The 26,565-nt window shown below is 51.2% G+C and carries 26 protein-coding genes, 2 tRNA genes and 1 pseudogene; 20 read left to right on the top strand and 9 right to left on the bottom strand.

All coding sequences use genetic code 11. From position 1 onward, the window contains the following. Window positions 1-7 precede the first annotated feature (7 nt). The 9 genes and pseudogenes from NYE70_RS11285 to rbsB all read left to right on the top strand — a co-directional run bounded on the left by NYE70_RS11285 (window position 8) and on the right by rbsB (window position 7,726). A complete protein-coding gene (locus tag NYE70_RS11285; protein ID WP_341046006.1) occupies window positions 8-211 on the top strand; it encodes a hypothetical protein in 204 nt (67 codons plus the stop codon). Beyond that, on the top strand, window positions 195-1,781 hold the full coding sequence (locus NYE70_RS11280) for a recombinase family protein (RefSeq protein ID WP_341046004.1): 1,587 nt from the start codon (window positions 195-197) through the stop codon (window positions 1,779-1,781). The genes NYE70_RS11285 and NYE70_RS11280 overlap by 17 nt, the downstream gene beginning before the upstream one ends. A 14-nt stretch (window positions 1,782-1,795) precedes the next feature. Continuing rightward, window positions 1,796-1,885, top strand: a pseudogene (locus NYE70_RS11275) (helix-turn-helix domain-containing protein); the annotation flags it as partial. A 181-nt stretch (window positions 1,886-2,066) separates the two neighbouring features. After that, entirely contained in the window at window positions 2,067-3,056 is a 990-nt protein-coding gene (locus NYE70_RS11270; protein WP_341046003.1) for a LacI family DNA-binding transcriptional regulator, read from the top strand. Beyond that, on the top strand, window positions 3,049-3,927 hold the full coding sequence (gene rbsK, locus NYE70_RS11265; RefSeq protein ID WP_341046002.1) for a ribokinase: 879 nt from the start codon (window positions 3,049-3,051) through the stop codon (window positions 3,925-3,927). Before NYE70_RS11270 ends, rbsK begins: the two co-directional genes overlap by 8 nt. Continuing rightward, on the top strand, window positions 3,928-4,326 hold the full coding sequence (gene rbsD, locus NYE70_RS11260) for a D-ribose pyranase (protein ID WP_341046000.1): 399 nt from the start codon (window positions 3,928-3,930) through the stop codon (window positions 4,324-4,326). A gap of 14 nt (window positions 4,327-4,340) precedes the next feature. Further along, window positions 4,341-5,822 (top strand): sugar ABC transporter ATP-binding protein, encoded by a 1,482-nt coding sequence (locus tag NYE70_RS11255; protein ID WP_341045999.1) that lies wholly within the window; start codon window positions 4,341-4,343, stop codon window positions 5,820-5,822. A 1-nt stretch (window position 5,823) separates the two neighbouring features. Then, window positions 5,824-6,792 (top strand): ribose ABC transporter permease RbsC, encoded by a 969-nt coding sequence (gene rbsC / locus NYE70_RS11250; protein ID WP_341045998.1) that lies wholly within the window; start codon window positions 5,824-5,826, stop codon window positions 6,790-6,792. Window positions 6,793-6,808: 16 nt separating this feature from the next. Further along, window positions 6,809-7,726, top strand: coding sequence for a ribose ABC transporter substrate-binding protein RbsB (rbsB, locus tag NYE70_RS11245; protein ID WP_341045996.1), 918 nt, complete (start codon window positions 6,809-6,811; stop codon window positions 7,724-7,726). Window positions 7,727-7,790: 64 nt separating this feature from the next. Here the strand turns inward: rbsB and NYE70_RS11240 are convergent, their stop codons facing one another. Further along, window positions 7,791-9,146 (bottom strand): dipeptidase, encoded by a 1,356-nt coding sequence (locus NYE70_RS11240; RefSeq protein WP_341045994.1) that lies wholly within the window; start codon window positions 9,144-9,146, stop codon window positions 7,791-7,793. Window positions 9,147-9,362: 216 nt separating this feature from the next. On the opposite strand from NYE70_RS11240, the gene NYE70_RS11235 reads away from it, so the two are divergent. From NYE70_RS11235 to NYE70_RS11225, 3 genes are all read left to right on the top strand, one after another. Next, a complete protein-coding gene (locus tag NYE70_RS11235) occupies window positions 9,363-10,532 on the top strand; it encodes a peptidylprolyl isomerase (protein ID WP_290408413.1) in 1,170 nt (389 codons plus the stop codon). A 161-nt stretch (window positions 10,533-10,693) separates the two neighbouring features. Next, window positions 10,694-11,449: a class I SAM-dependent methyltransferase gene (locus NYE70_RS11230; protein WP_213656119.1), complete on the top strand. Its 756-nt coding sequence runs from the start codon at window positions 10,694-10,696 to the stop codon at window positions 11,447-11,449. Continuing rightward, complete coding sequence (locus tag NYE70_RS11225; protein ID WP_341045993.1) at window positions 11,446-12,444, top strand: MBL fold metallo-hydrolase; 999 nt, start codon at window positions 11,446-11,448, stop codon at window positions 12,442-12,444. Before NYE70_RS11230 ends, NYE70_RS11225 begins: the two co-directional genes overlap by 4 nt. Window positions 12,445-12,592: 148 nt before the next feature. Here NYE70_RS11225 and NYE70_RS11220 read toward each other — a convergent pair whose 3' ends face one another. Continuing rightward, window positions 12,593-13,165, bottom strand: a complete 573-nt coding sequence (locus tag NYE70_RS11220) for a phosphatidylglycerophosphatase A family protein (RefSeq protein WP_211023315.1) — start codon at window positions 13,163-13,165, stop codon at window positions 12,593-12,595. Between the two features lie 191 nt (window positions 13,166-13,356). On the opposite strand from NYE70_RS11220, the gene NYE70_RS11215 reads away from it, so the two are divergent. From NYE70_RS11215 to NYE70_RS11205, 3 genes are all read left to right on the top strand, one after another. Continuing rightward, window positions 13,357-14,430 (top strand): GerMN domain-containing protein, encoded by a 1,074-nt coding sequence (locus tag NYE70_RS11215; protein WP_211023313.1) that lies wholly within the window; start codon window positions 13,357-13,359, stop codon window positions 14,428-14,430. 153 nt (window positions 14,431-14,583) lie between these two features. After that, a complete protein-coding gene (gene rph, locus NYE70_RS11210) occupies window positions 14,584-15,345 on the top strand; it encodes a ribonuclease PH (protein ID WP_280520397.1) in 762 nt (253 codons plus the stop codon). Continuing rightward, window positions 15,345-15,977 carry an XTP/dITP diphosphatase gene (locus tag NYE70_RS11205; protein ID WP_341045991.1) on the top strand — a complete coding sequence of 211 codons (633 nt, stop codon included), beginning with the start codon at window positions 15,345-15,347 and terminating at the stop codon, window positions 15,975-15,977. The genes rph and NYE70_RS11205 overlap by 1 nt, the downstream gene beginning before the upstream one ends. Before the next feature lie 69 nt (window positions 15,978-16,046). Here the strand turns inward: NYE70_RS11205 and asnB are convergent, their stop codons facing one another. After that, complete coding sequence (gene asnB / locus NYE70_RS11200; protein WP_341045990.1) at window positions 16,047-17,891, bottom strand: asparagine synthase (glutamine-hydrolyzing); 1,845 nt, start codon at window positions 17,889-17,891, stop codon at window positions 16,047-16,049. A 153-nt stretch (window positions 17,892-18,044) separates the two neighbouring features. Between asnB and NYE70_RS11195 the strand changes: the two genes are divergently transcribed. The 3 genes from NYE70_RS11195 to NYE70_RS11185 all read left to right on the top strand — a co-directional run bounded on the left by NYE70_RS11195 (window position 18,045) and on the right by NYE70_RS11185 (window position 19,899). Beyond that, window positions 18,045-18,359, top strand: a complete 315-nt coding sequence (locus NYE70_RS11195) for a hypothetical protein (protein WP_211023305.1) — start codon at window positions 18,045-18,047, stop codon at window positions 18,357-18,359. Window positions 18,360-18,506: 147 nt separating this feature from the next. Then, window positions 18,507-18,893 (top strand): hypothetical protein, encoded by a 387-nt coding sequence (locus NYE70_RS11190; protein ID WP_290408408.1) that lies wholly within the window; start codon window positions 18,507-18,509, stop codon window positions 18,891-18,893. A 932-nt stretch (window positions 18,894-19,825) separates the two neighbouring features. Beyond that, window positions 19,826-19,899 (top strand) — tRNA-Arg (locus NYE70_RS11185). A gap of 303 nt (window positions 19,900-20,202) precedes the next feature. On the opposite strand, the gene NYE70_RS11180 is transcribed toward NYE70_RS11185, so the two are convergent. From NYE70_RS11180 to NYE70_RS11155, 6 genes are all read right to left on the bottom strand, one after another. Further along, complete coding sequence (locus tag NYE70_RS11180; protein WP_213656114.1) at window positions 20,203-20,631, bottom strand: EamA family transporter; 429 nt, start codon at window positions 20,629-20,631, stop codon at window positions 20,203-20,205. A 75-nt stretch (window positions 20,632-20,706) separates the two neighbouring features. Then, window positions 20,707-20,780, bottom strand: a tRNA-Gly gene (locus tag NYE70_RS11175). A 79-nt stretch (window positions 20,781-20,859) separates the two neighbouring features. Continuing rightward, window positions 20,860-21,237, bottom strand: coding sequence for a PilZ domain-containing protein (locus NYE70_RS11170; RefSeq protein ID WP_213656113.1), 378 nt, complete (start codon window positions 21,235-21,237; stop codon window positions 20,860-20,862). A 148-nt stretch (window positions 21,238-21,385) separates the two neighbouring features. Then, complete coding sequence (locus NYE70_RS11165) at window positions 21,386-22,054, bottom strand: TetR/AcrR family transcriptional regulator (protein WP_341045985.1); 669 nt, start codon at window positions 22,052-22,054, stop codon at window positions 21,386-21,388. A gap of 63 nt (window positions 22,055-22,117) precedes the next feature. Continuing rightward, entirely contained in the window at window positions 22,118-23,152 is a 1,035-nt protein-coding gene (locus tag NYE70_RS11160) for an ABC transporter permease (RefSeq protein WP_341045984.1), read from the bottom strand. Then, on the bottom strand, window positions 23,149-23,880 hold the full coding sequence (locus tag NYE70_RS11155) for an ABC transporter ATP-binding protein (RefSeq protein ID WP_211023295.1): 732 nt from the start codon (window positions 23,878-23,880) through the stop codon (window positions 23,149-23,151). Before NYE70_RS11155 ends, NYE70_RS11160 begins: the two co-directional genes overlap by 4 nt. A 272-nt stretch (window positions 23,881-24,152) precedes the next feature. On the opposite strand from NYE70_RS11155, the gene NYE70_RS11150 reads away from it, so the two are divergent. Further along, complete coding sequence (locus tag NYE70_RS11150) at window positions 24,153-25,577, top strand: stalk domain-containing protein (protein ID WP_341045983.1); 1,425 nt, start codon at window positions 24,153-24,155, stop codon at window positions 25,575-25,577. Between the two features lie 25 nt (window positions 25,578-25,602). After that, window positions 25,603-26,463: a phosphate ABC transporter substrate-binding protein gene (locus tag NYE70_RS11145; protein ID WP_290408384.1), complete on the top strand. Its 861-nt coding sequence runs from the start codon at window positions 25,603-25,605 to the stop codon at window positions 26,461-26,463. Window positions 26,464-26,565: the final 102 nt, after the last annotated feature.

Raw genomic sequence — 26,565 nt, 5'->3', positions numbered from 1 at the left:
GATAAAAATGGGGAAGAAAAAGTCCGTAAGCGCGATTGAAATTGAAGTTGTTTACGCTGGAACTCCTGAGCAAACACAATCTATTATTCGATCCTTGTTAAAGACCACCATAGAAAATGTCTTGAAAAAAAATGGGGCCGTAGCATATAATCTAGACGAGGTTTTGGACAAATACATTTCGGAGGAAATGCGTAATGGTCGCAAAGGATAGAGGTTATGTGAGGGTTTCTACCCTGAAAGATTCTCAGAAGGATAGCCCTGAGCATCAGGAATCGTTTATACGTGAGATTGCTGCCCGGGAAGACATTGAACTTGATCATATATACCAGGACAGAGACACAGCAACAAATATTGTGGAGCGGGAAGATGTTAAACGAATTATAGAAGATGCTAAGAGAGGCGAAGTCAGGTCTATCTGGTTCGCTTCTCTTTCTCGTTTTAGTCGCGATGCATTGGATGCGATTACGTTAAAACGAATATTAGTCAATGTCCTGAAAGTTAGAGTGGTGTCGATCGAAGATGGATATGACTCGGGAAAAAAAGATGACGAGCTACTCTTTGGCATCAAATCGGTCGTAAACCAAAATTCAAGCGGAGACATCAGTGTGTCATCGCGCCGAGGGATTCGGCAGTCAGCTGAACAAGGAAATTATATCGGATCAATCCCTCCCTATGGTTACAAGAAGGTGACCATCGACGATCCTAAAATGAAAAGCGGCAAAAGAAAAACACTTGAGATTGTTGAGGATCAGGCTAGGGTCGTCCGGCTCATTTATGACCTTTATGTAAATCAAGGCATGGGTGAAAAGGCGATCGTCAACTACCTCAATGGCGATAATGAAAATCAGGAGGTATACACTCCATATCGCAGTGAAGTATGGGGACTTTCTAGTATTCAACGAATTTTGCAAAATGAAAATTATACGGGATATAGTGTTTTCGGACGGCATACGACTGAGGTCGCATACAATGATCTATCTAATCTCATGGATCGAAGAAAAAAACTTGTCCAAAAACCAAAGAGTGAGTGGCAGAAGACGAAGTTTCCAACCCATGAGGCGATAATCTCCCAGGAGCTATACGATCAAGCACAGGAAACCCGGTTGTTACGCGGTGGAGGCGCAAGAGGCGGCAGAAGATCCTTTGTAAATGTATTCGCTAAATTTATTTTCTGCGCCGAATGCGGCACCGCAATGGTATCAATGTCATCTCTTGTTAGAGGACGCAGGTATCGCTATCTGATGTGTTCTCGGCGTAGGAGAACAGGAGAAATTGGATGCTGTAATAGTAAATGGATCCCTTATTACGAAACAAGGGACGAGCTCATTAAAACCGTGCTGGTTGAAATGAAAAAATGGACTGACGGCATAGATAAGAAGCTCCTAGAAGGAGTGTCTATTCAATTGCCGAATAATAACTACGATAAAGAAAAGAAAAAGCTCGAGAGAAAGATCGAGGATAATCGTAAACTGCTGTTCGAGATCCGGCGCCAGAATCTACTGGGTGAAATAGACAGCGTTCAGTATGAGTTTGAAAAATCCGAATATGAGAAAGAAATAAATGAAAATGAGCAAAGGCTATCGAAGATAAGGATTAATGAAAAGCGGACGCTTGATGTAGAGAAGAACTTTCGGGATATTAAAAGAGCACTGACTGAACTATCTGATTTCAAATCTTATGATGAGGACATTGAGAAAATCCGGACCTTGTTATTGATCATGGTAAAAAGGATTGAAGTTAATAAGGACGGTAAATTCAAGCTCATACTAAACATTGTTTAATGTGTGCTTGAAAATACATCTCCAACGTGATGCAAAAGTTGAATGTCAAAGGTCGTGCGCAGGCGGTTGTCGAGCTGATCAAGCTTGGGGAATTGAAAATCTGACGGTTTCTGAAGGTCAGAAAACCGTGAACCTTCTTTCTTACCCGCTGCGGCGGGAAGGAAAGAAGGTTTTTTGTAATTCGGACATGGTAACAATCCCCTGCGAATCAAATCTTGCTAAGTCAAATTCAATGTGTTATTTTAAATGTGTAACCGGTTCCACAATGAGGAGAGATAAGTTGAGATGGCTACAATAAGAGATGTGGCAAAACATGCAGGCGTTTCGGTAGCGACCGTTTCGCGGGTCATCAATGAGACAGGCTATGTACATGAGGACACCCGCAAGAAGGTTGAAACCGCTATCAAGGAGCTGCATTATACGCCGAATGAAGTTGCAAGATCCCTTTATAAACGAAAGTCGAGGCTGATCGGCCTGCTGCTGCCCGACATCGCCAACCCGTTCTTTCCCGAGCTTGCTCGCGGGGTGGAGGATGAGATGCAGGAGAATGACTTTCGGATCATATTTGGCAATAGCGATGAGAAATCAAGTAAAGAACAAGAATATATTCAAACTTTTGTGCAAAATAATGTAGTCGGCATGATTGCTTCCACCAACGATCCGGACACCCATGCTTATCGCAAGCTGAACATTCCGGTCGTGTTTTTGGACCGTACGATGGACAATCGCCCCTCCGTTTACTCGGACGGCTATGAGGGCGGGAGACTGGCTGCCCAGGAGATCGCAGCTCGCGGAAGCCGAAATATCACGGTGATTCAGGGGCCTGAGCGTGTTCGGCCGGCGATGGACCGATTTCGGGGAGCGTCGGAAACACTGAAGGATCTGGATATCGCTTTTCACGTGATCCAGAGTTCATCGTTCGGCATCGCGGAAGCGGGCGTTTGGGCGAAGGAAGTGTTTCGCAAGGTTCCCGACACCGACGGAGTCATTGCCAGTAACGATATCGTGGCTGCTGCGGTGCTTCATGAAGCTCTGCGGCTCGGTAAAAAGGTTCCGGAGGACGTGCAGATTATCGGGTTTGACGATATCCCGCTCAGCAGCCTGCTGACACCGCCTCTAACGACGATTCGGCAGCCGGCCTACGAAATGGGAAGAGCAGCGGCTCGTTTGCTCATCCAATTGATTGAGAAAGAAGCATTGGATAACCATACCATTCAGATGCCTGTTACGTTTACGGAGCGGGATACGACCAGAAAGGCGGAGAAAAATGACTAAAATTGTTGTGATAGGGAGTTCATCCATAGATCTTGTAGTAACCTCATCCAAGCGTCCCGGAGCCGGTGAAACGGTACTCGGGGAAAGCTTCAAAACGGTTCCCGGCGGTAAGGGAGCTAACCAGGCGGTAGCTGCGGCACGGCTTGGTGCCGATGTAACGATGATCGGCCGCGTGGGAGACGATCATTTCGCCCAAGACATTTTAAACAACTTTAAACGGAATGCGGTTTCTATCGATTATGTGGAACCGGTTACACACATGGAAAGCGGAACGGCCCACATCATTCTGGCTGAAGGGGACAACAGCATTGTTGTTGTGAAAGCAGCGAATAATGAGGTTACACCGGCTTATGTCGACAAATCGATCCAAGCATTCGAAGATGCCGCTATGGTCATGATTCAACAGGAAATTCCGGTGGAAACCGTAACCCATGTCAGCCGGATTTGCCGAAAGCTCGGCATTCCGCTTTTGCTGAATCCTGCACCGGCCCGGCCGTTAGAGGAGGAAGTCATCGAAAATGCGGCGTACATCACGCCGAATGAGCATGAAGCGGCCATTTTGTTCCCGGGTCTTAGCGTTTCCGAAGCGCTGCGCAAGTATCCGAACAAGCTGTTCATTACCGAGGGCAGCCGGGGTGTTCGTTATTATGACGGCAGTGAAGAAAAGCTCGTTCCATCCTATAAGGTGGAGGTTGTGGATACGACGGGAGCCGGCGACACCTTTAACGCGGCCTTTGCCGTTGCTTTGGCCGAAGGGCAGCCGCTATATGAGAGCGTTCGCTTTGCCAATCGTGCCGCTTCATTGTCGGTCACGAAATTCGGGGCGCAGGGCGGCATGCCGACCCGCCGGGAAGTGGAGGCGCAATTGTAAATGAAGAAGCAGGGAATCATAAACAGTCATATATCCAAAGTTCTTGCCGACCTAGGCCATACGGATACAATCGTCATCGTGGATGTCGGACTTCCCGTACCGGAGGGCGTGCCAAAGATCGACCTGGCGCTTACACTCGGATCTCCGAGCTTTGAAGACACGGTCAACGCGATTGCAGCCGATATGGAGATCGAAAGTGTCGTCATCGCGGAAGAAATGCAGACGGACAATCCGGAAGCTTTCCGTTATATAGATCAGAAGTTTGGGGGCAAACCCATAGAGCAATGTCCTCATGAAAGATTCAAGGAACTGACGCGGAAGGCGAAAGTCGTGATCCGCACGGGAGAAGCCAAACCGTATGCCAACATTATTTTACAATCAGGAGTTTATTTCGGTTAAAAGGAGGACCCGTTATGCAGATTCAAATGAAAGGGATTCACAAGGCGTTCGGTTCCAACCAGGTGTTATCCGGGGTTGATTTTGACCTCCGCGAAGGTGAGGTTCACGCCCTGATGGGGGAGAACGGCGCAGGCAAGTCGACGCTAATGAATATACTGACCGGGCTGCATGCCCGGGATGAGGGCACCATTCTCATCGACGGCGAGGAAACGTATTTTGCAAACCCGAAAGAAGCGGAACGCCGGGGGATAGCTTTTATTCACCAAGAGCTGAACGTTTGGCCGGATATGACCGTGCTGGAGAACATGTTTATCGGCAGGGAGATTTCCTCGCGATGGGGTTTACTGAAGAGCAATGAAATGAAGGCGCTCGCAAACGAGCAATTCAAGAAATTGTCCGTCGATATTCCGCTTGGTGTAGAAGCTGGAGAATGCTCGGTTGGCCAGCAGCAAATGATCGAGATTGCCAAAGCGCTGCTGACCGACACAAAGGTAATCATCATGGATGAGCCGACCTCGGCACTGACGGAAAGGGAGATCCAGAAGCTGTTTGAAGTCATTGCATCGCTGAAAAAGGACGGCGTTTCCATCGTTTATATATCGCATCGGATGGAGGAGATTTTTACGATCTGCGATCGGATCACCGTCATGCGTGACGGCCGGACCGTGGATACGAAGGACATTCCGGAAACCAGCTTTGATGAAGTGGTCAAGAAAATGGTCGGCAGGGAGCTCACCGAGCGGTATCCTGCACGGACGCCATCGCTTGGCAAAACGGTTCTCGAAGTGAAGAACGCCTCACGTAAAGGCATGTTCGAGAATGTGAGCTTCCAGGTGCGGGCTGGCGAGATTGTAGGCTTTTCCGGCTTAATGGGCTCGGGACGCACGGAAATGATGAGAGCCCTCTTTGGCCTCGATCGTCTGGACAGCGGCGAGATTTCCGTCTTCGGCAAGAAAGCTGTTATTCGCAAGCCGGCCGACGCGGTGAAGCTCGGAATCGGATTTATTACAGAGGACCGCAAGGATGAAGGATTGGTTCTGGACTTCTCGGTCCGTGAAAATATGGTGCTGCCAAGCTTGAAAAGCTTTACTTCCAAGGGTCTGCTCTCGGCACAAAGCGAAAAGGCCTTCGTAGAAGCGTTAATCAAACGTCTGCAAATCAAAACCCACACTTCCGAAACGTCGGCAGGCAATTTGTCCGGGGGGAACCAGCAGAAGGTGGTTATCGCAAAGTGGGTAGGAATCGGTCCCAAGCTTCTGATTCTGGACGAGCCGACCCGGGGTGTCGACGTAGGGGCCAAACGGGAAATTTATCAGTTAATGAACGAACTGACGGGGCACGGGGTCGCCATCATCATGGTTTCCTCCGAATTGCCGGAAGTGCTCGGCATGAGCGATCGCATCGTCGTGGTTCACGAAGGGCGCATTACAGGGGAATTGAGCAAAGAAGAAGCGACGCAAGAAAAAATAATGACGCTGGCTACAGGGGGACAGTAATATGACAACAAAGAATGAAGCAAGCGCAGCCAAAGGATTCCAGCTTTCGCAAATCACGCAGAAGTTAGGTCCGCTGCTCGGTCTGGCGATATTGATCATCATCGTCGCGATCCTTAATCCAAGCTTTTTGGAACCGCTTAATATATTGAACCTGCTCCGTCAGGTGTCGATCAACGCCTTGATCGCGTTCGGCATGACCTTTGTCATCCTGACCGGAGGCATCGACTTGTCCGTCGGCTCCATCCTGGCGTTATCCAGTGCTTTTGTGGCGAACATGATGGTTTCCGGATTTGATCCGATCTTCGCGATCATTGTCGGCTGTCTGCTCGGCGGTGTGATGGGGATGGTGAACGGTCTCCTGATTACCCAGGGGAAAATGGCGCCGTTTATCGCAACGCTGGCCACGATGACGATTTTTAGAGGCTTGACGCTAGTTTACACAAACGGGAATCCGATTACCGGACTCGGCGACAGCATGACATTCCAATTGTTTGGCCGCGGCTACCAATTCGGTATTCCAGTGCCGGCGATTACGATGATCATTACGTTTGCGATCCTGTGGGTCGTGCTGCACAAAACTTCCTTCGGACGCAAAACCTATGCGATCGGCGGCAATGAAAAAGCGGCAATCGTGTCCGGGATTAAAGTATCCCGCGTAAAAATTATGATTTATACCCTGGCGGGTCTGATGTCCGCATTGGCGGGCGCGATTCTGACCTCCCGTCTGAATTCGGCGCAGCCAACCGCCGGTACTTCCTATGAACTCGACGCGATTGCGGCGGTTGTCCTTGGCGGAACAAGCCTTTCCGGCGGCCGCGGCCGTATCGTCGGCACGCTCATCGGCGCACTGATTATCGGTACGCTGAACAACGGCTTGAACATGCTGGGCGTATCTTCCTTCTACCAGATGGTAGTCAAAGGGATCGTCATTCTGATCGCCGTCCTCATCGACCGCAAGAAATCCGCATAAGGGGGAAGAATTGACTATGAAAAAGCTAACGATCCTGCTGGCAGCCTTTCTGCTGATCCTGACCACCGGCTGTTCTCTGGAACCGCCGGGCTGGGCTAAGCCCAAAACGGGCGGGGACCTTAAAAATATGAAAATCGGTTTGTCCGTCTCCACTTTGAACAATCCGTTCTTTGTTTCCTTAAAAGACGGCGTAGTAAACGAAGCGAATAAGCTCGACATTGAAACGATCGTTGTCGACGCACAAAATGATTCGGCTAAACAAAGCAACGATGTGGACGATCTGATGCAAAAAGGCGTCAACGTCTTGCTGATCAATCCGACCGATTCGGCCGCGATCTCGACGGTAGTGCAATCGGCGAATAACTTGGGCATCCCGGTCATCACCTTGGACCGTTCCGCGGATCAAGGGGAAGTTGAAGCGCTGGTCGCTTCGGACAATGCCAAAGGCGGTAAGATGGCTGCGGAATACATCGTGCAACTGCTCGGTAAAGGAGCCAAAGTGGTTGAACTCGAAGGCGTCGCAGGCGCATCGGCCACCCGCGAACGCGGCAAAGGCTTCCATGAAGTGGCGGATCAGGATCTCAAAGTCATCGCCAAGCAAACCGCGGACTTTGACCGCGTTAAAGGTTTGAACGTAATGGAAAACCTGCTGCAAGCAAACCCAGATGTGCAGGCCGTATTTGCTCACAACGATGAAATGGCGCTCGGCGCAATCGAAGCGATCCGAAGCTCCGGCAAGGATATTCCGGTTATCGGCTTTGATGGTAACGAGGATGCGCTGAAGTCGATCCAGGCGGGCCAATTGACCGCCACTGTGGCACAGCAGCCTGAGCTGATCGGACAACTCGCGGTACAGGCCGCCCATGATGTACTTCAAGGCAAAACGGTAGAGAAGTCTATCCCGGCGCCATTGAAGCTGGTAACAAAGGAATAGGCAAAGATAAAAAAAGGCCGCTCCCGGTCAGTACGAACTGACGCGGGAACGGCCTTTTTGTGTTTTACAGCGATTTCAGATATTCCACGATGGTGAGCAGGCCCTTATCGAAGTTTTCCAGATTGAAATGTTCATTCGGGGCGTGCAGGTTTTCGTCCGGCAGGCCGAAGCCCATCATGACGGCCGGAGCCGACAATACGCGGGACAAGGTTTCCACGATCGGAATGGAGCCGCCGTCCTTCGTAAACAGCGCGCGGGTTCCGTACACCTTTTCGTACGCATCGGCCGCTTTTTGCAGCATCGGATCTGAAGGGTCGCACGTGAAAGCGCGGGCTTTCTCGGTGGCCTTGACTTGAAGAGTTGCACCTTTCTGAAGGTTCTCATGCAGATGCTTCTCGATTTTGTCGATGATGTCCTGCGGATCTTGATCGCCTACGAGGCGGCAGGTAATTTTGGCATGCGCTTCTTTCGGCAGGACCGTTTTGGTGCCTTCTCCTTGGAAGCCGCCGTATACGCCGTTTAGTTCAAGGGTCGGACGTGCCCCAGTTCTTTCGACAAAGGAGTAGCCTTCCTCCCCGTAAAGTTCGGTCAAGGCCAGCGTTTGCTTGAGCTGCTCCTCATTAAATTGCTGTTTCGCGAATTCCTCGCGGATTTCCGGCGTCAATTCATGAACACCCTTATAAAAACCCTCTACGGCTACACGCCCTTGATCATCATGAAGGGTCGCCAGCAGAGAGACGATCGCATGCAGCGCGTTTGGTACGCCCCCGCCGAAAGTACCCGAGTGCAAATCGGTATTGGCGGTATTTACGGTTACCTCTAGCGCACACAGTCCGCGAAGCCCGATGCAGATCGCAGGTTTGCCCGGTTCAAGCAGCGCCGTATCCGAGATCAGGATGACGTCGGCCGCCAATTGCTCCTGGTGGGATTCCAGGAAGGACGGAAGATTCGGGCTGGTCACCTCTTCTTCGCCTTCGATACAGAATTTGATATTAACGGGCAGCTCTTTTTCCTGGGCCAGAATCGCCTCGACGGCTTTGACATGCAGGAACATTTGGCCTTTATCATCGGTCGCACCGCGCGCGTACAGCTTGTTGTCGCGGATGGACGGCTCGAACGGAGGCGTTTCCCACAAGTTCAGGGGATCGACCGGCTGAACGTCATAGTGGCCGTATACAAGGACGGTTGGTTTACCCGGAGCATGCAGGTGCTCTGCGGTTACGACGGGATGTCCCGCTGTGGGATGCACCTCTACATTATCCATGCCGGCGCGCCGCAGGGATTCGGCGACCCATTCCGCCGCCTTCAATACGTCGGCTTTATGCTCAGACAGGGCGGAAATGCTCGGAATCGTAAGCAGTTCGCCGAGTTCTTTTAAATGCGCATCTTTTTTACTTTGAAAATAGGCTTGATAATCCATGGTTGTCAGTTCCTCCCGAACATATTCTCCCCATCATTTTACACCTTTTCCCCGCATAACACGAATGACAGGTTTGGATTTAGTATGGATACATTAAAATAAAATTAAAAATAGTCCCGGTTTTTTTATAATTCCTTAAGGTAACGGGGGCATAATTCTGGTAAAGTCATAAGAGAAGAGAAAGCTGTCTTATTAATGAAGGGAGTCAATCGATCAATGGATGAGAAAGAGAATAAGGATTTAGAATCAATAAAAGAACCGGAGGATCAGCCGGAAGTCTCCGAGAGCGTGGCTGAAGAAGGACAAGCCCCTGTTCAGGATCCGGAGGCATCGGTCCAGGAGGATAGCTTTATTCCTCAAGTCCATGAAGGAGAAGCGATGGCTCTGATATCGGAACAGGATTCCGAGGCAGAGGCGGAGTCGGAAGCGGAGGCGGAAGCGCCACAATCCGGCGGCGGAGGCAATGGCAATAAAGTATGGCAAATCGTCTCTCTGGTGCTTGCGGTCTTGTTGATCGCAGCCGTAATCATCCCGCTCGTTTCCGGGAAGAAGGTCGAGGCTGTCGCTACCGTCAACGGTGAAGAAATTACCAAGGATCAGCTTTATGACGAAATGTCTGTAGGCGGTGCCAATGAGCAGGCATTGGATAAACTGATCACTATGAAGCTCATCGACCAAGAAGCGAAAAAGCAAAACATTGTGTATCCTGATACCGAGATCGACAAGGAAATCGAAAAATACGTAGAGAATTTCGGGTCCAAAGAGAACCTGGAACAAGCGTTGGCGTCCAGCGCAATGACCATGGAAGATCTGCGCGAAAATATCAGAATGAATGAGCTTTTGACCCAACTGCTTGAGCCGCAGGTGAAGGTCACCGATGAGCAAATCAAGCAAACTTTTGAAGATAACAAAGCTTCTTTCGATACGCCGGAGCAAGTCCGGACATCCGTGATTCTTGTACAGACGGAAGACGAAGCGAAAGAAATTATTAAAGAGCTGAAGGACGGCAAGGATTTTGCCGAACTGGCGAAGAGCAAGTCGCTGGATGAAGCCACGAAGGCTAACGGCGGGGATACCGATTTCTTTGCCCGCGGGCAAGTGGAAGAAGCTGTTGAGAATGCGGCCTTCAAACTGGCTAAAGATGAAATCAGCAGCCCCGTGAAAACGGAAGCCGGTTATCAGGTCATCAAACTGACCGACCGGAAAGAAGCCCATACGGCAACGCTGGAAGAGAAGAAGGAAGAGATCCGCAAGGGGCTTGTTTCGCAGCAGGTAGGCCAATTGACTGGAACTTGGATTGAAGAGATCCGCAGCAAGGCTGACATCAAGAATACGCTGACCGACAAAGCGGAGGCTTCGACAACGGATACAAATACAGCAGAATAATGACTGTTATCTGAACTGCAGGACAAGGGGAGCCATTCGGCTCCCTTGTTTTATATACGGGGAAGTATGTTTTTTCGTTTGTCTCGTTATGGTTCAGGAGGTACAATTAAGGCTATGAAAAGATAGACAGAGGAAAGCGTATGAGTCGGGAGGAGACCAGAATGGCGGAATGGTTCGAGGAAAGCTTCGGCGAAGATTACTTGCTCGTCTATAAACACCGCGACGTGCAGGGCGCTAAGCGGGAAGTACATAAGATGATGGAATGGCTGGATCTGCCATCGGGAGCTAAAGTATTGGATTTATGCTGCGGCATGGGCCGCCATTCCATGGCTTTGGATGAATCGGGGTATGAGGTAACCGGCGTGGATTTGTCAGAGGTCCTGCTCAGGGAAGCCCGGAAGAACGATCCCGATGGACGGGTAACCTGGCTTCGGGCGGATATGCGGAATTTGCCGCTAGCGGGCGGCTTTGACGCCGTTGTAAATCTGTTCAGCTCCTTCGGATATTTCGAGAAGGACGAAGAGCATCTCAAAGTGTTAAAAGAAATATACCGGGTCCTGAAGCCGGAAGGAAGGTTCATTATCGACTTTCTCAATCCGGATTATACGGCCGCTCATTTGGTTCCCGCGTCGGAGCGGGTGGATGACGGACAGCTTATTAAGGAGACGCGCGCTATCGAAAACGGATTTGTAAAGAAAAGAATTACCATTACGGACATCCGTGACAATGGTACTGAAATGCATAAAGAACCAAGGAATTACCTGGAACGGATCAAGCTGTATAAGAGCGAGGCATTTGCCTCCATGCTCTCCCAGGCTGGTTTGGTTCTGGATTACATTCATGGGGGCTATGACGAGGAGGTTTATAACGCCGCTACGTCGCCCCGGATGATTATGGTTGGGCGGCGATGCGCATGAGCAGGTCCGAAATTGAAGTGTTCGAGCAGGAAGAACTGGTTCGGGTCCGGATTTCTATGGCCCCGCCGCTGCGCTGGGTCAACAGCTATATCCTCCGTGGCGAAGAAGGCGTCACCATCGTGGATCCCGGTCCAAGGACCGATCTTGCCGAATCGGAATGGGTAACCGCTCTGCGTGAATTGGACATTTCTCCCCGAGAGATCGCCTCGATCGTGGTGACCCACCATCATCCGGACCATTACGGGATGGCTGGTTATTTGCAGTTGTTGACCGGAGCCGAGGTGTTCATGTCAAGGAGGGCTTATGAGGAGACGCAGCGGATGTGGGGAACGGACAGCAACGTGAACGACGCGCTATTACAGCTCTACCGTAAGCACGGGATGCCGAGCTCCTGGTATGAGCAGCTGCCGGAACATCTGGAGGGCTTCCTGGCACAGGTTACGCCATCCCCGGAGGTGACTTACTGGGCTGAAGGGGATGCGCTGGTGATGGGCGGCCGGGATTGGGTCGCGGTCGAGAGCGCGGGGCATGCTCCGGGCCATCTGTCGTTTTACGATCCGGAGCGGCGCCTTATGCTCTGCGGAGATGCGGTTCTGCCGCAGATCTCCCCCAATATCAGCTTGCTGCCGGGCAGTGACCCGCAGCCGCTGCAATCGTTCATGGATTCGCTCTCCAAGTTGGGAGCCTTCAAGGTGGTTAAGGCATTTCCCGGCCACCGCAACCCGTTCACGCACTTTACGGAGCGAACGCAGGACCTCATAATTCATCACGAGGAGCGATTGGATCTGATTCATTCGCTGCTGACCGAACGGGATCAGACCGGCTTTGAGATTTGTACCGCCCTGTTCGGAACGGAGCTGGGTATTCACCAAATGCGCTTTGCCATGTCGGAGGCGCTGGCCCATCTGGTCGAATTGGTACGTCAGGGGCGGGCGATTGAAATCCCGGGCACGGATGGAAGCTGCTTTTATAGGAGATCTGGTCCGACAGGATGATCGGTCAAAATAAATAGCGCCCTGTTTGTAAAGGGCGCCATCTTTCAGGCTGTCCGAGATTACTCGGCGGCCTTCTTGTGTTTTTACAGCTCGTGATGGATAGCAAAATTACAGATGAATTCATAGCTGTGCTTTTGCCCTTGGCGGATTAACGAACAATGTCTTTGCCGAGCGTTTCTTCGCCGTGCTCAAGCTCCCGTTCCGTTTGCTTGCGGTGGGCGATCCGGCTGCTTGCCGAGGCGGCTACCGCTCCTACGATGTCATCCAGGAACGTGTTGCATGGACCGAGCGTTTTATCATTCAGCCGTTCCAGAATTCCCGGTTTGAGCTTGTCCACGTATCCATAATTCGTGAAGCCGATGCTGCCGTACACATTGACGATGGAAAAAGCGAGTATTTCGTCGACACCGTATAATCCTTCGTCATTGGAGATCATATCTTGAAGTTCGGGGATCAGCAGTTCCTGTTCGGCGAGAATATCCAATTGAATGCCGGTCAACACGGCGTTTTGCACTTCCCGTTTGCTCAGTACCTGCTCGACATTATGGATGCATTCCTCCATCGTCAGGTTCGGGTAGTATTTTTTCTGAAGCAGCATGACCAGTTCCGCGATCTCTTCGATTTTAACGCCCCGCTTCTGAAGCCAGACTTTCGTAGCATCGGCTACTTTTTTACTGTTCAGGCTGTAAGGCGCTTTCGCTTTTCTTTCTTCTTGTTCCATCTCGTCACCTACTCCTCCCGCTGTTTGAGGTAAACTCGCGTATTTTTAGAAAACATAGCTAAGATGCAGTTTGTCCACCTTGGTGAAAAATATAGTTATTTTTCCAAAAAGGGGCTCGTATACATAGTAATAGAGGTTGTTCAAAAAGTCATCTTTTGGACAATCCCGAGAACATGTTAGGAGGATGTCCGATGATTAGATGGAACCGCCAGTTACGCAATACGGCCGCCGCCGGGATGTTGGCGATCCCGCTTTTGTTGTCAGGCTGCAGTCTGTTCGGAATGGGCTCTTCGGCGCAAATCGATCCGCCTCCGGGCGATGTCGAGGCCCAAATGCTGCAATCGTTGGAGTCCGCGAACGGGACAGGCCGGACAAGCATCGCAACGGAGGAAGCGTTGTCGACCGTCTATCTCAAGAACGAGCAGGGCTGGCTCGCGCCGGTTTCTTTGCACCTGCCGAAGGGCGACGCCACGGATAAGCAGATCCGGATGCTGGAGATGCTCGTTGACGGAGGACCTTATCAAGGTACGGTTCCTACCGGATTCAGTGGGGTGCTGCCGGCAGGCACGGAGGTTCAGGCCGTTACGCTGAAAAAGGACGAGAAGCTGGCGATCGTCGAATTCAACAAGTCGTTCGGTACTTACGCCGCTACGGACGAACGCAAGATTCTGGAGGCCGTTACATGGACATTGCTTGGCGATCCGGATATCGAAAACGTCCAGTTGTGGATGGATGGCGCCAAACTGAATGAAATGCCGGTGAACGGAACTCCCCTGGATCGGCCGCTCAACCGTACGCTGGGCATCAATCTGGAGCTGGGTGACGGCATCAGCTTGTCTCAGACCCGGCCGGTGACGGTCTTCTTCTCGGCATCGACGCCGGATGGGGTCCAGTACTTCGTACCGGTAACCCGGTTCGTATCCTCGGAGAAAAACACCGTCACGGGCGCATTGACCGAGTTGATCAAAGGGCCATCCCGCGGAGACGGTTTGGAACGGGTGCTCACGGACAATACGGTGCTGAAAGCGGTGGAGTTATCGGAGGATGGAGTAATTACCGTCTCCATTGAAGACGATATGTTCGAGGCTGGAGAAAAGCCGCCGGCACAAATGCTGCAGTCGCTGGTGCTGACCGTAACGGAGAATGCCCCGGACAAAAAGGTCCGGATTTGGTTGAACGGACAAAAAGACGTGATCGGCATGGACAACCAGAAGTATGGGGAACCGGTGCTTCGCCCGGAAAGCATCAACGAAATTCCGCTGTAAGAAGTCATTTTACAGAACAGGACCTGCTGTAGCGGGTCTTCTTTTTTTGTTCCGGAAGCCCTTGATTGGGGGAGGAATGGAATGATGCTTTTATGCCTACACTTTGGTAGAATAGGGAAAGCATAAAGACAGCATGAAACGTAGGAGGCAGTAATGATGAGAATAAACGGGCGTGAAGCGAACGAACGGCGGCCGATGAAATTGACCGTGGACATAAATAAATATGCGGAAGGCTCCGTATACATCGAGGTCGGCGATACCAAAGTTATGTGTACGGCCACGGTGGAAGAGAAAGTTCCGATGTTCATGAAGGGGCAGGGAAAAGGGTGGGTAACCGCAGAGTATTCCATGCTCCCCCGGGCGACCCAAACCCGTAATCAACGGGAGTCGGCTCGCGGCAAACTTACCGGAAGAACGATGGAAATTCAGCGTCTTATCGGGCGCGCGCTGCGCTCGGTAGTTGATCTGCAGGCGCTTGGCGAGCGTTCCATTACGATCGATTGCGATGTGCTGCAGGCGGATGGAGGCACCCGGACGACATCGATTACCGGAGCGTTCGTTGCACTGGCCATTGCCGTGAACAAGCTTGCCCTGAAGCATTCGCTGCCCGTGTTTCCGATCACTGATTATCTTGCCTCAGTCAGTGTTGGCGTGGTGGGTCAACAGATGCTGCTCGACCTGAACTATGAGGAGGATTCCAAGGCTAAGGTCGATATGAATGTCGTGATGACCGGCCAAAGCCAATTCGTCGAGGTTCAAGGAACCGGAGAAGAAAAACCTTTTTCGAGACAGGAGCTGGACGGATTGCTTGCTCTTGCGGAAAAAGGAATTCAGGAAATGATACAGCAGCAGCGTGAAGTCTTGGGACCGATTGCGCTTAAGATCCGGGGCGGCGAAACGGGGGCTAACGTATAATGGCTGACGAGTCAGTAATCATTGTCGCTACCCGTAATCAAGGAAAAGTGCGCGAGTTTGCCCATGCGCTTGAATTTCTCGGCAAACCCGTCAAAAGCATGTACGATTACCCGGAGGTTCCGGAGATCGTGGAGGATGGCAAGACTTTTGAAGAGAACGCCCGTAAAAAGGCCAAAACCGCCGGCGATCTGCTGGGCCAGCCCGTACTTGCAGATGATTCCGGTCTGTGCGTTGATAAACTGAACGGAGATCCGGGCGTTTACTCCGCCCGTTATGCGGGAGAGGGAGCCTCGGACGAGGACAACAACCTGAAGCTGCTGAGGGAGCTTGAGAAGCTGCAGCAGGGAGAAGATACGGAACAGCCGCTGCTGAGCACGGCCCGGTTCGTATGTCATCTCGCCCTGTACGATCCGGCGACGGGAGAATTTACCGATGCCACCGGTACGGTTGAAGGCTGGATTACCTCGGAACCGGCAGGAGGCGGGGGGTTCGGCTATGACCCGCTGTTCTATATGCCGGCTTACGAGAAGACGCTCGCCGAGCTTACACTGGAAGAAAAACAGGCGGTCAGCCACCGCGGCGCGGCGCTGCGGGAACTGGCCGACAAGCTGAATGCGTCGGCGCGAGAATAAATTTATAGAACCTTGGCTTTCCTCTCTTTTTGAGGCTAGCCAAGGTTTCTTTTTGTATTTCAGGTCCGGTTATCGGATCGCCACGCGGTAGGTCTTTAGCCAATGATTGACTTGAGCCAGATATGCGAAAAGCTGCGGACCGGACATCAGCTGGCCGAACCAGGGCAGATGTGTCGATGATTCGGGGGATGCCGCAATCTCGCGGACCCGGGCTGCATCGACAAGCGGAAGAATCGGCGAGGACGGATCGTCGAGAATGGCGAGCACTTGCCCCCGGACCACATCAAGGTAAGCCGGATTGTGGGTTTTGGGGTAGGGGCTCTTTTTGCGGTACAGAACATCGTCCGGCAGGATACCTTCCAATGCTTTGCGAAGAATGCCTTTCTCACGGTCTCCGGTCGATTTGATCTCCCAAGGCACATTCCAGACGTATTGGACCAGACGATGGTCGCAGAACGGAACCCGGACTTCGAGCCCGGCGGCCATGCTCATCCGGTCCTTCCGGTCAAGCAGGGTCGGCATGAATCTGGTGATATTCAGATACGACATCGTTCTCATCCGGGCCTGCTCCGGCGTTTCTCCTTCCAGATGAGGGACCTCGGCCACCGCTTGGCTGTACCTGTCCGCAACATACCGTTCTGGCGCAATCCAGTCACGGATTTCCGGAGACAGGAGACCGGCCCGGAGGTCGGTAGCCACGGACCAGGGGAACGTGCCGGAGCTCAGCAGCTCTTCGCGGTGAAACCAGGGATAGCCGCCAAATACTTCGTCCGCTGCTTCCCCGGAGATGGCTACGGTCGCGCCCTTTTTGATCTCCCGGCAAAAGAGCAGCAGTGAGGCGTCCACATCCGCCATTCCGGGGAGATCGCGGGCTAGAGTTGAATCCGGCAATGCGCCGATCAGCTCGGGCGTATCGAAGGAGATCCAGTGATGCTCCGTGCCGAGTTCCTCCACCATGCGCTTGATCCATGGTGCATCGGCTCCCGGCTGATAGCTGTGAGCCTGAAAATATTTATCGTTATCCACGTAATCCACCGAATACGTATGCACCTGCCCCTGACCGGTCCGCCGGTAATAGTCGACGGCCAATGCAGTCAGTGCGCTGGAATCGAGACCTCCGGACAGCAGCGTGCATACCGGAACATCCGATAACAGCTGACGTTCCATAGTGTCCTGCAGCAAGGTTCGGATATTGGCGGCGGTCTCGTCGACGGAATCCGCGTGGGGTTCCGCCTCAAGCTTCCAATAAGCATAGGATCGGAGTCCGGCGCGGCTGAAGATCATAACATGCCCTGGACGCAGCTCGTGCATGTTTCGATAAATCCCATGCCCGGGTGTCCGCGCAGGACCGACAACGAAAATTTCCGCCAATCCTTCTGGTCCGATCACCGCCTCCATCTTGGGATGCTGAAGGATGGACTTCGGCTCCGAGGCAAAGATCAAGGTTTCGTTGATTTCACTGTAAAAGAGCGGCTTGACTCCCAGCCGGTCCCTCGCAAAAAACACATGCTCCCGCGTGCTGTCCCAAACCGCGAACGCAAATATGCCATTCAACCGATAGACGCAATCCGGTCCCCATTCGATATAAGCCTGAAGCAGTACCTCCGTATCGCAATGGGTCCGGAATGTACGGCCCCTTCTGCGAAGTTCATCTTTCAATTCGGGGGCGTTGTAGATTTCTCCGTTATATACAATTGTATATGTCGCCCCCTCCTCCTGAATGATCATGGGCTGGGCCCCGTTTTCGGGATCCATGACGCTCAGGCGGCGGTGTCCGAACGCGCAGGGCCCGGAAATCCAGGTTCCCTGGGCGTCCGGGCCTCTCTTTTCAAGACAGGATGTCATTGACTGCACCAGGTTCGATTCTGTCGTCAAATCTCGATTCCATTCGATAAATCCGGTAATTCCGCACATGCTGGTTTCTCCTCTCTAAGACGGCTTCCATTCTCTTCGTCGTTCCGGTGAAAAGTAATATCAAATTATGCCTGGCAGAGGCATAAAATGTCTGTCCTTTACGGAAAACTATGAGTAAAAAGGGGATTATTCCCCGGGTTAGGAGGGATGGACGTGGAAAAAAACACTTACTATGTATCGCTTCAGGGGCGTTCATTACTGGAGGAACAAGGGGCGGCACCCTATGAATGGGTGATCCGCGCGACACCGGAAGAAGCTGACATGATAAGTCATATGTTGGAGCAAATTGATGAAAAAGAAACGAGCGGCTTTATCGCGTACACCTTTCCTTGGCCCGATACACCGGAGGAAGATGTCAACGCCAACTACCAAAGCAATATTAATGAACTATATCGGCAAATTTACCGGCTTGGAACGGAAGAGACACGCGAGCAATTGCGCAGCTCACTTGGTTTTGATTCGGATTAACACATACAGATAATGATGGGGGCCGGGGTAGGAGTAGGGCAGGAACAGGAGCAGGAGCAGGAGCAGGAGCAGGAGCAGGAACAGGAGCACGAGCACGAGCACGAGCACGAGCACGAAAAGGTATAGGGAAGGGGGGCGTCACTGCAAATGTATTATATTAAAGATGCAACGTTCAGAAGAATTACGGAATATGACGGAGTCTCCTGCGCGGAAATCCAGGTGAGGCCGGGGGCTGTGGGAGATCCGGATTTGTTTGTGTACATCGCGCGGTCTTCCGGGGAAGGCGGCGGGGACCGGGGCGGGGGCGGAAAAAACGAATACGAGATCATTCGCATGATCCGGAGCGATGCCGATCTCGAAACCGACTGGTTTGACAACAGCATGCATCAAGCCACCGCTGTGGTTGCCGAAGAGGATTTCTGCGAATCCGGCTGGCCCGCCCCGGAGACCCAGCGGGAACAATTCCTGCAGCGACTCCTTGCGCACGACGGCATCGCCTCCCGTTTGCAAGAGGAGCTGGGTCGCAAGGCGTAATAACCTAACCATTACGTGGAGTGGAGTGGCTTGGGTGGCTCGGAATGCATGGTACGGTGTGGTATTGCATGGCGTGCTTGGCGTGCGTCGCATGGAGGAGTAATCGGCCAGCATCTGTGACCATATCAGAAATCTTAGTTACTTGGCCAGGCAGAACGGGCCGGAAATGTCTAACGGACACCAGGGACCTTAAACTCGGGAAAAAGGGTGGTTTTGCAATCTAACGGACATCAGAGACCTTAATTGGCTCAAAAAGTAACTTGGCATGGAAAATTCTCGGTAATAGCGTCTCCTGTGTCCGTTAGAAATCCAAATGGACCAAATCAGCCGACTTAAGGTCCACCATGTCCGTTAAATCTTCTACTATTGATCGTATCCGAGCCGAACTTTCTAGTTACGTGTTACCTCACATTAACTAAATTAAACTATTACGTGGCTCGGTTGGTACACCGTGGTTTAGAGTACTGTGGCATGGTGCGGCATATAAGAGTAATCGGCCAGCATGTATGACCATATCAGCAAAGTTAGTTACTTGGCAGACAGAACTGACCGGGAATGTCTAACGGACACCAGAGACCTTAAACTCGGGAAAAAGGTTGGTTTTGCAATCTAACGGACATCAGAGACCTTAATTGGCTTAAAAAGTAACTTGGCATGGAAAATTCCCGATAATAGCGTCTCCTGTGTCCGTTAGAAATCAAAATGGACTAAATCAGCCGATTTAAGGTCCACCATGTCCGTTAAATCTCCTACCATTGATCGCATCTGAATTCCAAACGCCATTTAGCCATATATGCCAGGACACAGTGTTAAACACCAACCTGTTCGTCGCTTTCTTCCAGACGATGTTAAAAATCGTCAAAATAATCCTCTTTGAAAAAGCCAAAGGATGCGTTATAATAATTAACGCATCCTTTTTTTACATACTATATGTCCCAGTAGCTCAGCTGGATAGAGCAACGGCCTTCTAAGCCGTCGGTCGGGGGTTCGAATCCCTCCTGGGACGTAAAGTTAAAAGCTCTCCTTTTGGAGAGTTTTTTTCGTCCCATGGGATGAGAACCCCTTATGGGGTTCGTCGGAGCGAGGCCAACCGTGCACCACGGAAAAGGCTGAGCGGAGTCTCGCGCCGGAGCGCGAGTACACCTCCTGGGACGTAGTCAAGAGCCGGTTCATTGCGAACCGGCTTTTTTCGTCTCTGGGGGTGAGGACCCCTCCAAGGGGTTCGTCGTAGCAAGGCCAACCGTGCACCACGGAAAAGGCTGAGCGGAGTCTCGCGCCGGAGCGCGAGTATCCTCCTCCGCCGTACCCGCTATTTGATCGCGACGAGCAGCGCTCCGGCCGCGATCAGGACGACGCCGGCTGCGGCGGTCCAGGAAATCTTCTCGCCGAGGAACACGAAGGCCAGGATCACGGCGATGACTACGCTCAGTTTGTCGATCGGGCCGACCTGGGATACTTTTCCGTACTTCAGCGCGAGAAAATAAAACAACCAGGATAATGCGCCGGCAATACCGCTCAAGAAGATAAACGAGAGCGCCTTTTTCTGCGCCATGATGTCCGCCAGCTGCGTAAACTTGCCTTGCACGGCAACTACACCAAGCAGGAATAGCGCCATGATGACGGCCCGGATGGCCGTGGCGGCGTTGGCATCGATGTGCTGCAATCCGATTTTACCGAAAATCGCTACCAGTGCGGCGGACACGGCGGATAATAACGCATAAATTAGCCAAAGCGGCATTTGGTTAAACAACTCCTTTCGAGATATAAATATAGAAAAACCCTTTGGAATCCAAAGGGTTGATGTTATGTAATATGGAGCGGGTGAAGGGAATCGAACCCTCGCCTCAAGCTTGGGAAGCTGGCGTTCTACCATTGAACTACACCCGCATAAGCGACTTAAATATTATATCATACGGAGTAAAAAGATCAAGTATTCCGTTCTCCGTCCGAATTCGTCAATCGCCCACTACATGACTACGATTCGCCTTGCGGCAGCTAATGCCCGCAATTCGACATTAATTTTTTCCTTCTCCTCTACCGTCAGCTGCAAGGATAAGCCATAGTGAAACGACTCGGGCCCATGAGGGTTCTGCCAGCGAATTTCTCCGGGAAAAGTGTAGCTCTCTTCACTCAGTTGAAAATGGACCGCGGCACCGATCGAATGCTCTGCGGCATGAAGATTAAGGCCGGTCTGTATCCGGCAGCCTGACTTGCTGATATCAATCAGTTCAGCCTCAGCCAGTTTGCTATTGACCGGTTTGAGATCAATGGATTTAATCTCGATCCAACAAGTCATCGGCGGGTTGATCGTATAACGAAACGGTTCGTTTCTGCGGGAATTCATGACTGGTTATTGAACCTCCAAAAGGCAAGATATTCCGATTATACGCGAAAAGAGGGGATTTGGACATGAATCTATCGCCCCATTTAATGAACAAAAAGTCAAAAAGCGTGGCCGAAGGAAAATTCTCCTTAAGTCACGCCTTTTTATATTATTTCGCGGCCATGCCGTTCATGATCAGTGTGATCGTATGACGGATTTCCTGTTCCTCATCCCAAGGAGCTTCCGGCATCACCAGGAAATGGGTAACAAACAAACCGATCATGGCCGTCGAGGCAAAACGAAGCAAGGCAGGGGTAGGCAGGTCGACGACCTCTCCCTTAGCTTTGAAATGTTCAATAATTTCCGTGAAGCGCTTGAATACCCTGGTTCCGATATGCTGCTTGAATTCTTTCTGGAGCATGGGCTGAAACGGAATTTCCTGGAGCATAATTTTGATGATTTTGAGGTGCTTACGGGCAAAATTCATCCGATTGACCGCCACAGCGTACAGGAAGTCCTCCAGCGTAGGGTAGTCGGTCTCCAGCACCTCTTTAAATTCGTTCAAGACAAAGGGGGCAAGCAGCTTGCTCATCATGGGGGAAACGATGGAGATCAGAAGCTCCTTTTTCGTCTTGTAATGCCGGAAAATCGTTCCCTCAGCCACTCCCGCTTTCTGGGCAATTTCACTGGTGGAGGAAGAGGCGTATCCCTTCTCGGCAAATACCTCCACGGCGGCTTGCACGATTCTGAGCTGCTTTTCGGTCATTTTTTCGTCGCTCATTTTAACGATTTCCTGGATCCACTGATCGACGGGCTCCACGGGTTCCTGCTGCGGCATAACTTGATTCCTCCTGGAAATGACTATTGTTACCTCATATTAACATAAGGGGGAGGGATCTATTCAAATCTTGCGGTGTTTGCGCAAGGCGAGCACATTCAGCAGCATGAACACAAGCGAGAAACCGATCAGAACGAATATGTTCCCTGCAATCGTATCCCATCCCTTGCCCCGAATCATTACCTCACTGAGCGCCTCGGTCCCGTAGGTTAGCGGCATAACAATTTTTAGCTGCTGCAGCCATTCCGGAAGAGTTTCCAACGGGAAAAGACCCGATAAGAAGAGCTGAGGAACAATAATGAGCGGAATAAACTGAATCATCTGAAGCTCGTTGTTGGCAAACGCAGACAGCAATGTCCCGAGGGTTAAAGCGGTCATCGACAAAAGCAGTGTCAGCAGCAAGACGAAGGCAAAGGAACCGGCCATGAGGATCCCGAGCACTTGGATACAGAACCATGAGATCAGGAGTGCCTGAAATACCGTGAAGATGCCGAAGCCGCCGACATATCCGACCACCAGCTCCCAGCGCTTGATCGGTGTCGAGAGGAGTCTCTCTAGTGTTCCGGTTGTACGTTCGCGCAGGAAGGACACCCCGGCGATAAGAAAGACGAAGAAGAATACGAAAAATCCGATCAAGATCGGTCCGAACTGGTCGATGCTCGTCATATCTTCCGATCCATGAAGATAGGAAACATTCATCTTATCTGCCGCTCCGTTCACATCCGGCTGACGCTCTCTTGACACCTTTTGCAAAAGCATTAGTACGGATTTGTTTACAGTCGGTTCGCTTCCTTCCAGCTTAACGTCCAGCCCGTTTCCTGACTGGGTGATTATCGCATCTATCTTTCGTTCGTCGAGTGCCTGATCTGCTCTCTCCTTGTCCTCATAAGTAAAAATCGTGGCTCCCTGTTTTTCCAGGCTTGTGACTAAAGGGGCGGGGATCTGGACGATACCCAGGTTCGGTTCATAATCTTTCCCGTTAAATACCAGGTGCATTAAGGTCAATACTACGAGTGGAGCAATGAAAATGAGGGCCAGCGTCCGTTTATCACGGCGAAATTGACGAAGAATGCGTAACATGATTGCCCAAATTTTCATGACTCTCCACCTCCGTAGTAAATAAATGCTTCTTCGATTGTTTGTTTGCCGGCCTGCGAGATGAGGGCGGACGGTGTATCGGCAGCGAGAAGAGCGCCGTTTCGGATCATGCCGAGGCGGTCGCATTTCTCCGCTTCGTCCATTACATGCGTAGTCATGAGAATCGTGGTGCCTTTGGCATTCAAGGCCTTTAACTCGCTCCAGATCGACTGCCGCAGCAGAGGATCGATGCCGACGGTCGGCTCGTCGAGGACGAGCAGCGGAGGCTCATGCAGCAAAGCGATCGCCAGCGACAATCTTCGTTTCATACCTCCTGAATATTGATCCACTCTTTTGTGCAAATCATCGCCAAGGGCGACGATCTCCATGACTTCTCTGATCCTGATTTTGCGCCGAGGACCTTTCATTCCGTAAAGAGCCGCAAAAAACTCGAGATTCTCGAGAGCGCTTAGCTCGGTGTAAAGCGCATCGGATTGCGCCATATATCCGATTTGACGAAGCATGCTCAGCTTGGGCATGACCGTCCCGAATATGCGGACCTCGCCGGAACTGACGGTATCAATCCCTGTCAGCAGCTTGACTAGCGTGGTTTTACCGGACCCCGAAGGGCCCAGCAAACCGAACGTCTCGGCCGGCCGGACTTCGAGCGAAATATCATTCAAAACCATTTTCTTTCCGAAACGTTTACCGACATGGGTCGCTTGAATAACTGATTCATTATGAGACATTTAGCAGCCTCCTAAGTTGTGTTCATAAAAATGAGTGAGTACTCACTATTAATATATGCTTAAGCACGCTAAATGTAAATGAAAGAGATGATTTTTTTAAATATTTTACAAAGTATTACAATCCCGGAGAATTGAATTAACAATTCTGTACGACAATCAAGGCATAGCACAATATACCTATTCATCACCCCACAAAGTAACATAAATTCTCGACTGCAGATCTCGTACTTTGCGGGACCCGGACACAAAATCATAAAAAAAGGGTGAACTGAATGAAAAACAGTAAAATGCTCGGTATGGTTCTAACAACGGCTCTATTGGCCTCAGCCACGGCAGTCGGTACCGCGGGAGCCGCCGTCAGTACAAAAGCCGGGAATGCGGGGACCAAAGCAACAGCTGCCCAAAGCAAAACAGCAACCGTTAAACTTACCGTCGATGGTACTCAAGTCTCCGTTAAAGCAGTGACATCCGGGAAAACAACGCTTTACTCGCTACGGGATCTGGCAAACGCTTTGGGCGCCGGTATCAAGCTTAGCGGAGGCAGTTTGGTTATCAAGGATGCATCCCAACAGTACGAATTAAGCCTTAAAATCGGCTCCAAGGATTACAGTGTAAACGGAGAAACCGGGCAATTCGGAACGGCCCCGCAACAAATTGGCGGAACGGTTTACGTCGAACTGTCGTCTGTAGTTGAAGCGTTGGGCGGAGAACTGCTGCCTTCGAAGGGACTTCTTAGTGTAGGCCGCTTGTCCGGACAATTTGATCTGCCGTTTTTTGATGCCGCAGGGAACGTGATTGCCGCGAAAGAGGATGGAGAAGTGCCGCAATTGATCAAGCTGGATTCGGGTGGCCGATATGAAGTCTTTTCTTCAAATGAAAATGCGGTCGGAGCGGTAGTATCCCCGGATGGATCCCAGGCTGCCTTTACGAGTGAGAGCGGCGGACTTTATTTGCTGAATACGGTTAGCGGGCTGGTGAAGCAGCTCGGTAAAGATACTTCGGTTAAGACGGACCTGTTCTGGTCCAAGGACGGGAAGAGCATTTATTTTATCCAAGGGGACAAACAGGAGAAGATTGCATACATAAGCGTGGATACAGGCAAAGTGACCGAGGTGCTGGCGGATAAAGTGGAGAATAAATCCGGCGTACAGGTTAGTGAAGATGGAAAAAAAGTGATCTATTTCGTACAAGTGACGGGAAAAGCTGAAACGGATAAAGAAGGCACGGAGGAGTCGCTTAAAATCGACTATTCCAACGCCGGTACTCAAGTGTTCTCGCTGGACCTTGCCACCAAAGATTCCAAGCCTCGTCAGTTGACCAAGGATAGTTACAATAAGCTGTACCTTTCCCTGCTGGCGGACGGCAGAGCCGTTTACGTAAGCTCCGATCCGGATGGCGTGATTCAGAACAGCGTGCTGAAGGTCGTTTCTGCGGACGGAAATAACGTAACGGATTTGGCGGCTGATTTGGATGTCGTCTCGGCTGTGGTGTCGGGAGGCAAACTGTTCGTGCTGGCAGCGTCGGACAACGGCAGTAATGTATATGAAGTGGCTTCATCGGGCGCTAAAACCGAACTGTACAGTACGGATAAAGATGTCACCGAATTAACGGTTTCCAAAACTGGGGCCATCGCGTTGATTTCCGAAGGCAAAGTTGTGCTGGTACAGGACGGCAAAGGAATGGAATTAACCAAATAGACCGAAATCGGGAGGAGAATCATCCATGAAATTATTTAAAAAATTATCATTGCTCACAGTAGCGTCTGCTTTATTACTATCATCGGCGATCGCGGGTACGGCCGGGGCCAAAGACACTTTGAAAGGTAAAATCACCATCAATGGTTCGACAGCATTACTGCCGCTCACTTTGCAGGCGGGAAAGGAATTTCAAAAACTCCATCCAAAGGTTAAAATCTCTGCCAGCGGCAAAGGTTCCGTTACCGGCCCGCAGGCCGTAAAGAAAGGAATCGCCGATATCGGAGCATGCGACTGGGATGCCAGCGTTGATGTGCCTGGATTTAAAGCATTCGACGGCCAAGTGGCCAACAAGGTCGCCGTCATTCCGTTTGCCACGATCGTAAACAAAAGCGTGAAAGTCGATAACTTGACCACCGAGCAGCTTAAGGGCATCTATTCCGGCAAAATTACGAATTGGGAGGACGTTGGCGGAGAAGATGAGGACATTGTGGTAATCACCCGTTCCTTCGGTTCCGGCACGCGCGTCAATTACCAGGCCAAAGCGCTGGGCGGCGGCGATATCGTGAAAAAAGAAAAGAACTACAAAGAAGTCGGATCCAGCGGCGACATGAAGACAGCTGTGGCAACGACTCCGAATTCGATCGGTTACATCGACCTTACGTACATCAGCGGAAGCGACATTAAAGCTGTGAAACATGACGGCGTTGCGGCGACTACAGAAAACGTCATTAACGGCAAATACAAAATCTGGTCCTACGGTTACTACATGACCAAAGGTGAGCCAACCGGGGCGACCAAAGCATTTATCGAATACGTACAAAGCAAAAAATTCCAGGAAAGCTCTCTGAAAAAGCTCAAATTCATTCCGATCTCCGCCATGAAATAATTCTTGTTATCGTAACCCGGCCAGCCCTGTACTTCGGGGCTGGCCGCTGTATGGGAGGAAACTATCGTGAGCATGCCAGTTCATCAAGCCGGCAACCTGGAG

The sequence above is a fragment of the Paenibacillus sp. FSL R5-0407 genome (assembly GCF_038009185.1).
Classification (GTDB): Bacteria; Bacillota; Bacilli; order Paenibacillales; family Paenibacillaceae; genus Fontibacillus; species Fontibacillus vini.
Note: the sequence above shows the minus strand (reverse complement) of the source record. Positions and strands in the feature narration are given on the sequence as shown.

Coding starts and splice junctions, on each gene's coding strand:
- NYE70_RS11150 (WP_341045983.1), top strand. CDS start 24,153: ATGAAAAACAGTAAAATGCTCGGTATGGTTCTAACAACGGCTCTATTG.
- NYE70_RS11270 (WP_341046003.1), top strand. CDS start 2,067: ATGGCTACAATAAGAGATGTGGCAAAACATGCAGGCGTTTCGGTAGCG.
- NYE70_RS11170 (WP_213656113.1), bottom strand. CDS start 21,237: ATGAATTCCCGCAGAAACGAACCGTTTCGTTATACGATCAACCCGCCG.
- NYE70_RS11220 (WP_211023315.1), bottom strand. CDS start 13,165: ATGGAACAAGAAGAAAGAAAAGCGAAAGCGCCTTACAGCCTGAACAGT.
- rph (WP_280520397.1), top strand. CDS start 14,584: ATGATGAGAATAAACGGGCGTGAAGCGAACGAACGGCGGCCGATGAAA.
- NYE70_RS11160 (WP_341045984.1), bottom strand. CDS start 23,152: ATGAAAATTTGGGCAATCATGTTACGCATTCTTCGTCAATTTCGCCGT.
- asnB (WP_341045990.1), bottom strand. CDS start 17,891: ATGTGCGGAATTACCGGATTTATCGAATGGAATCGAGATTTGACGACA.
- NYE70_RS11145 (WP_290408384.1), top strand. CDS start 25,603: ATGAAATTATTTAAAAAATTATCATTGCTCACAGTAGCGTCTGCTTTA.
- NYE70_RS11155 (WP_211023295.1), bottom strand. CDS start 23,880: ATGTCTCATAATGAATCAGTTATTCAAGCGACCCATGTCGGTAAACGT.
- NYE70_RS11280 (WP_341046004.1), top strand. CDS start 195: ATGGTCGCAAAGGATAGAGGTTATGTGAGGGTTTCTACCCTGAAAGAT.
- NYE70_RS11235 (WP_290408413.1), top strand. CDS start 9,363: ATGGATGAGAAAGAGAATAAGGATTTAGAATCAATAAAAGAACCGGAG.
- rbsD (WP_341046000.1), top strand. CDS start 3,928: ATGAAGAAGCAGGGAATCATAAACAGTCATATATCCAAAGTTCTTGCC.
- NYE70_RS11205 (WP_341045991.1), top strand. CDS start 15,345: ATGGCTGACGAGTCAGTAATCATTGTCGCTACCCGTAATCAAGGAAAA.
- rbsC (WP_341045998.1), top strand. CDS start 5,824: ATGACAACAAAGAATGAAGCAAGCGCAGCCAAAGGATTCCAGCTTTCG.
- NYE70_RS11190 (WP_290408408.1), top strand. CDS start 18,507: ATGTATTATATTAAAGATGCAACGTTCAGAAGAATTACGGAATATGAC.
- rbsK (WP_341046002.1), top strand. CDS start 3,049: ATGACTAAAATTGTTGTGATAGGGAGTTCATCCATAGATCTTGTAGTA.
- NYE70_RS11255 (WP_341045999.1), top strand. CDS start 4,341: ATGCAGATTCAAATGAAAGGGATTCACAAGGCGTTCGGTTCCAACCAG.
- NYE70_RS11180 (WP_213656114.1), bottom strand. CDS start 20,631: ATGCCGCTTTGGCTAATTTATGCGTTATTATCCGCCGTGTCCGCCGCA.
- NYE70_RS11230 (WP_213656119.1), top strand. CDS start 10,694: ATGGCGGAATGGTTCGAGGAAAGCTTCGGCGAAGATTACTTGCTCGTC.
- rbsB (WP_341045996.1), top strand. CDS start 6,809: ATGAAAAAGCTAACGATCCTGCTGGCAGCCTTTCTGCTGATCCTGACC.
- NYE70_RS11215 (WP_211023313.1), top strand. CDS start 13,357: ATGATTAGATGGAACCGCCAGTTACGCAATACGGCCGCCGCCGGGATG.
- NYE70_RS11165 (WP_341045985.1), bottom strand. CDS start 22,054: ATGCCGCAGCAGGAACCCGTGGAGCCCGTCGATCAGTGGATCCAGGAA.
- NYE70_RS11240 (WP_341045994.1), bottom strand. CDS start 9,146: ATGGATTATCAAGCCTATTTTCAAAGTAAAAAAGATGCGCATTTAAAA.
- NYE70_RS11285 (WP_341046006.1), top strand. CDS start 8: ATGGGGAAGAAAAAGTCCGTAAGCGCGATTGAAATTGAAGTTGTTTAC.
- NYE70_RS11225 (WP_341045993.1), top strand. CDS start 11,446: ATGAGCAGGTCCGAAATTGAAGTGTTCGAGCAGGAAGAACTGGTTCGG.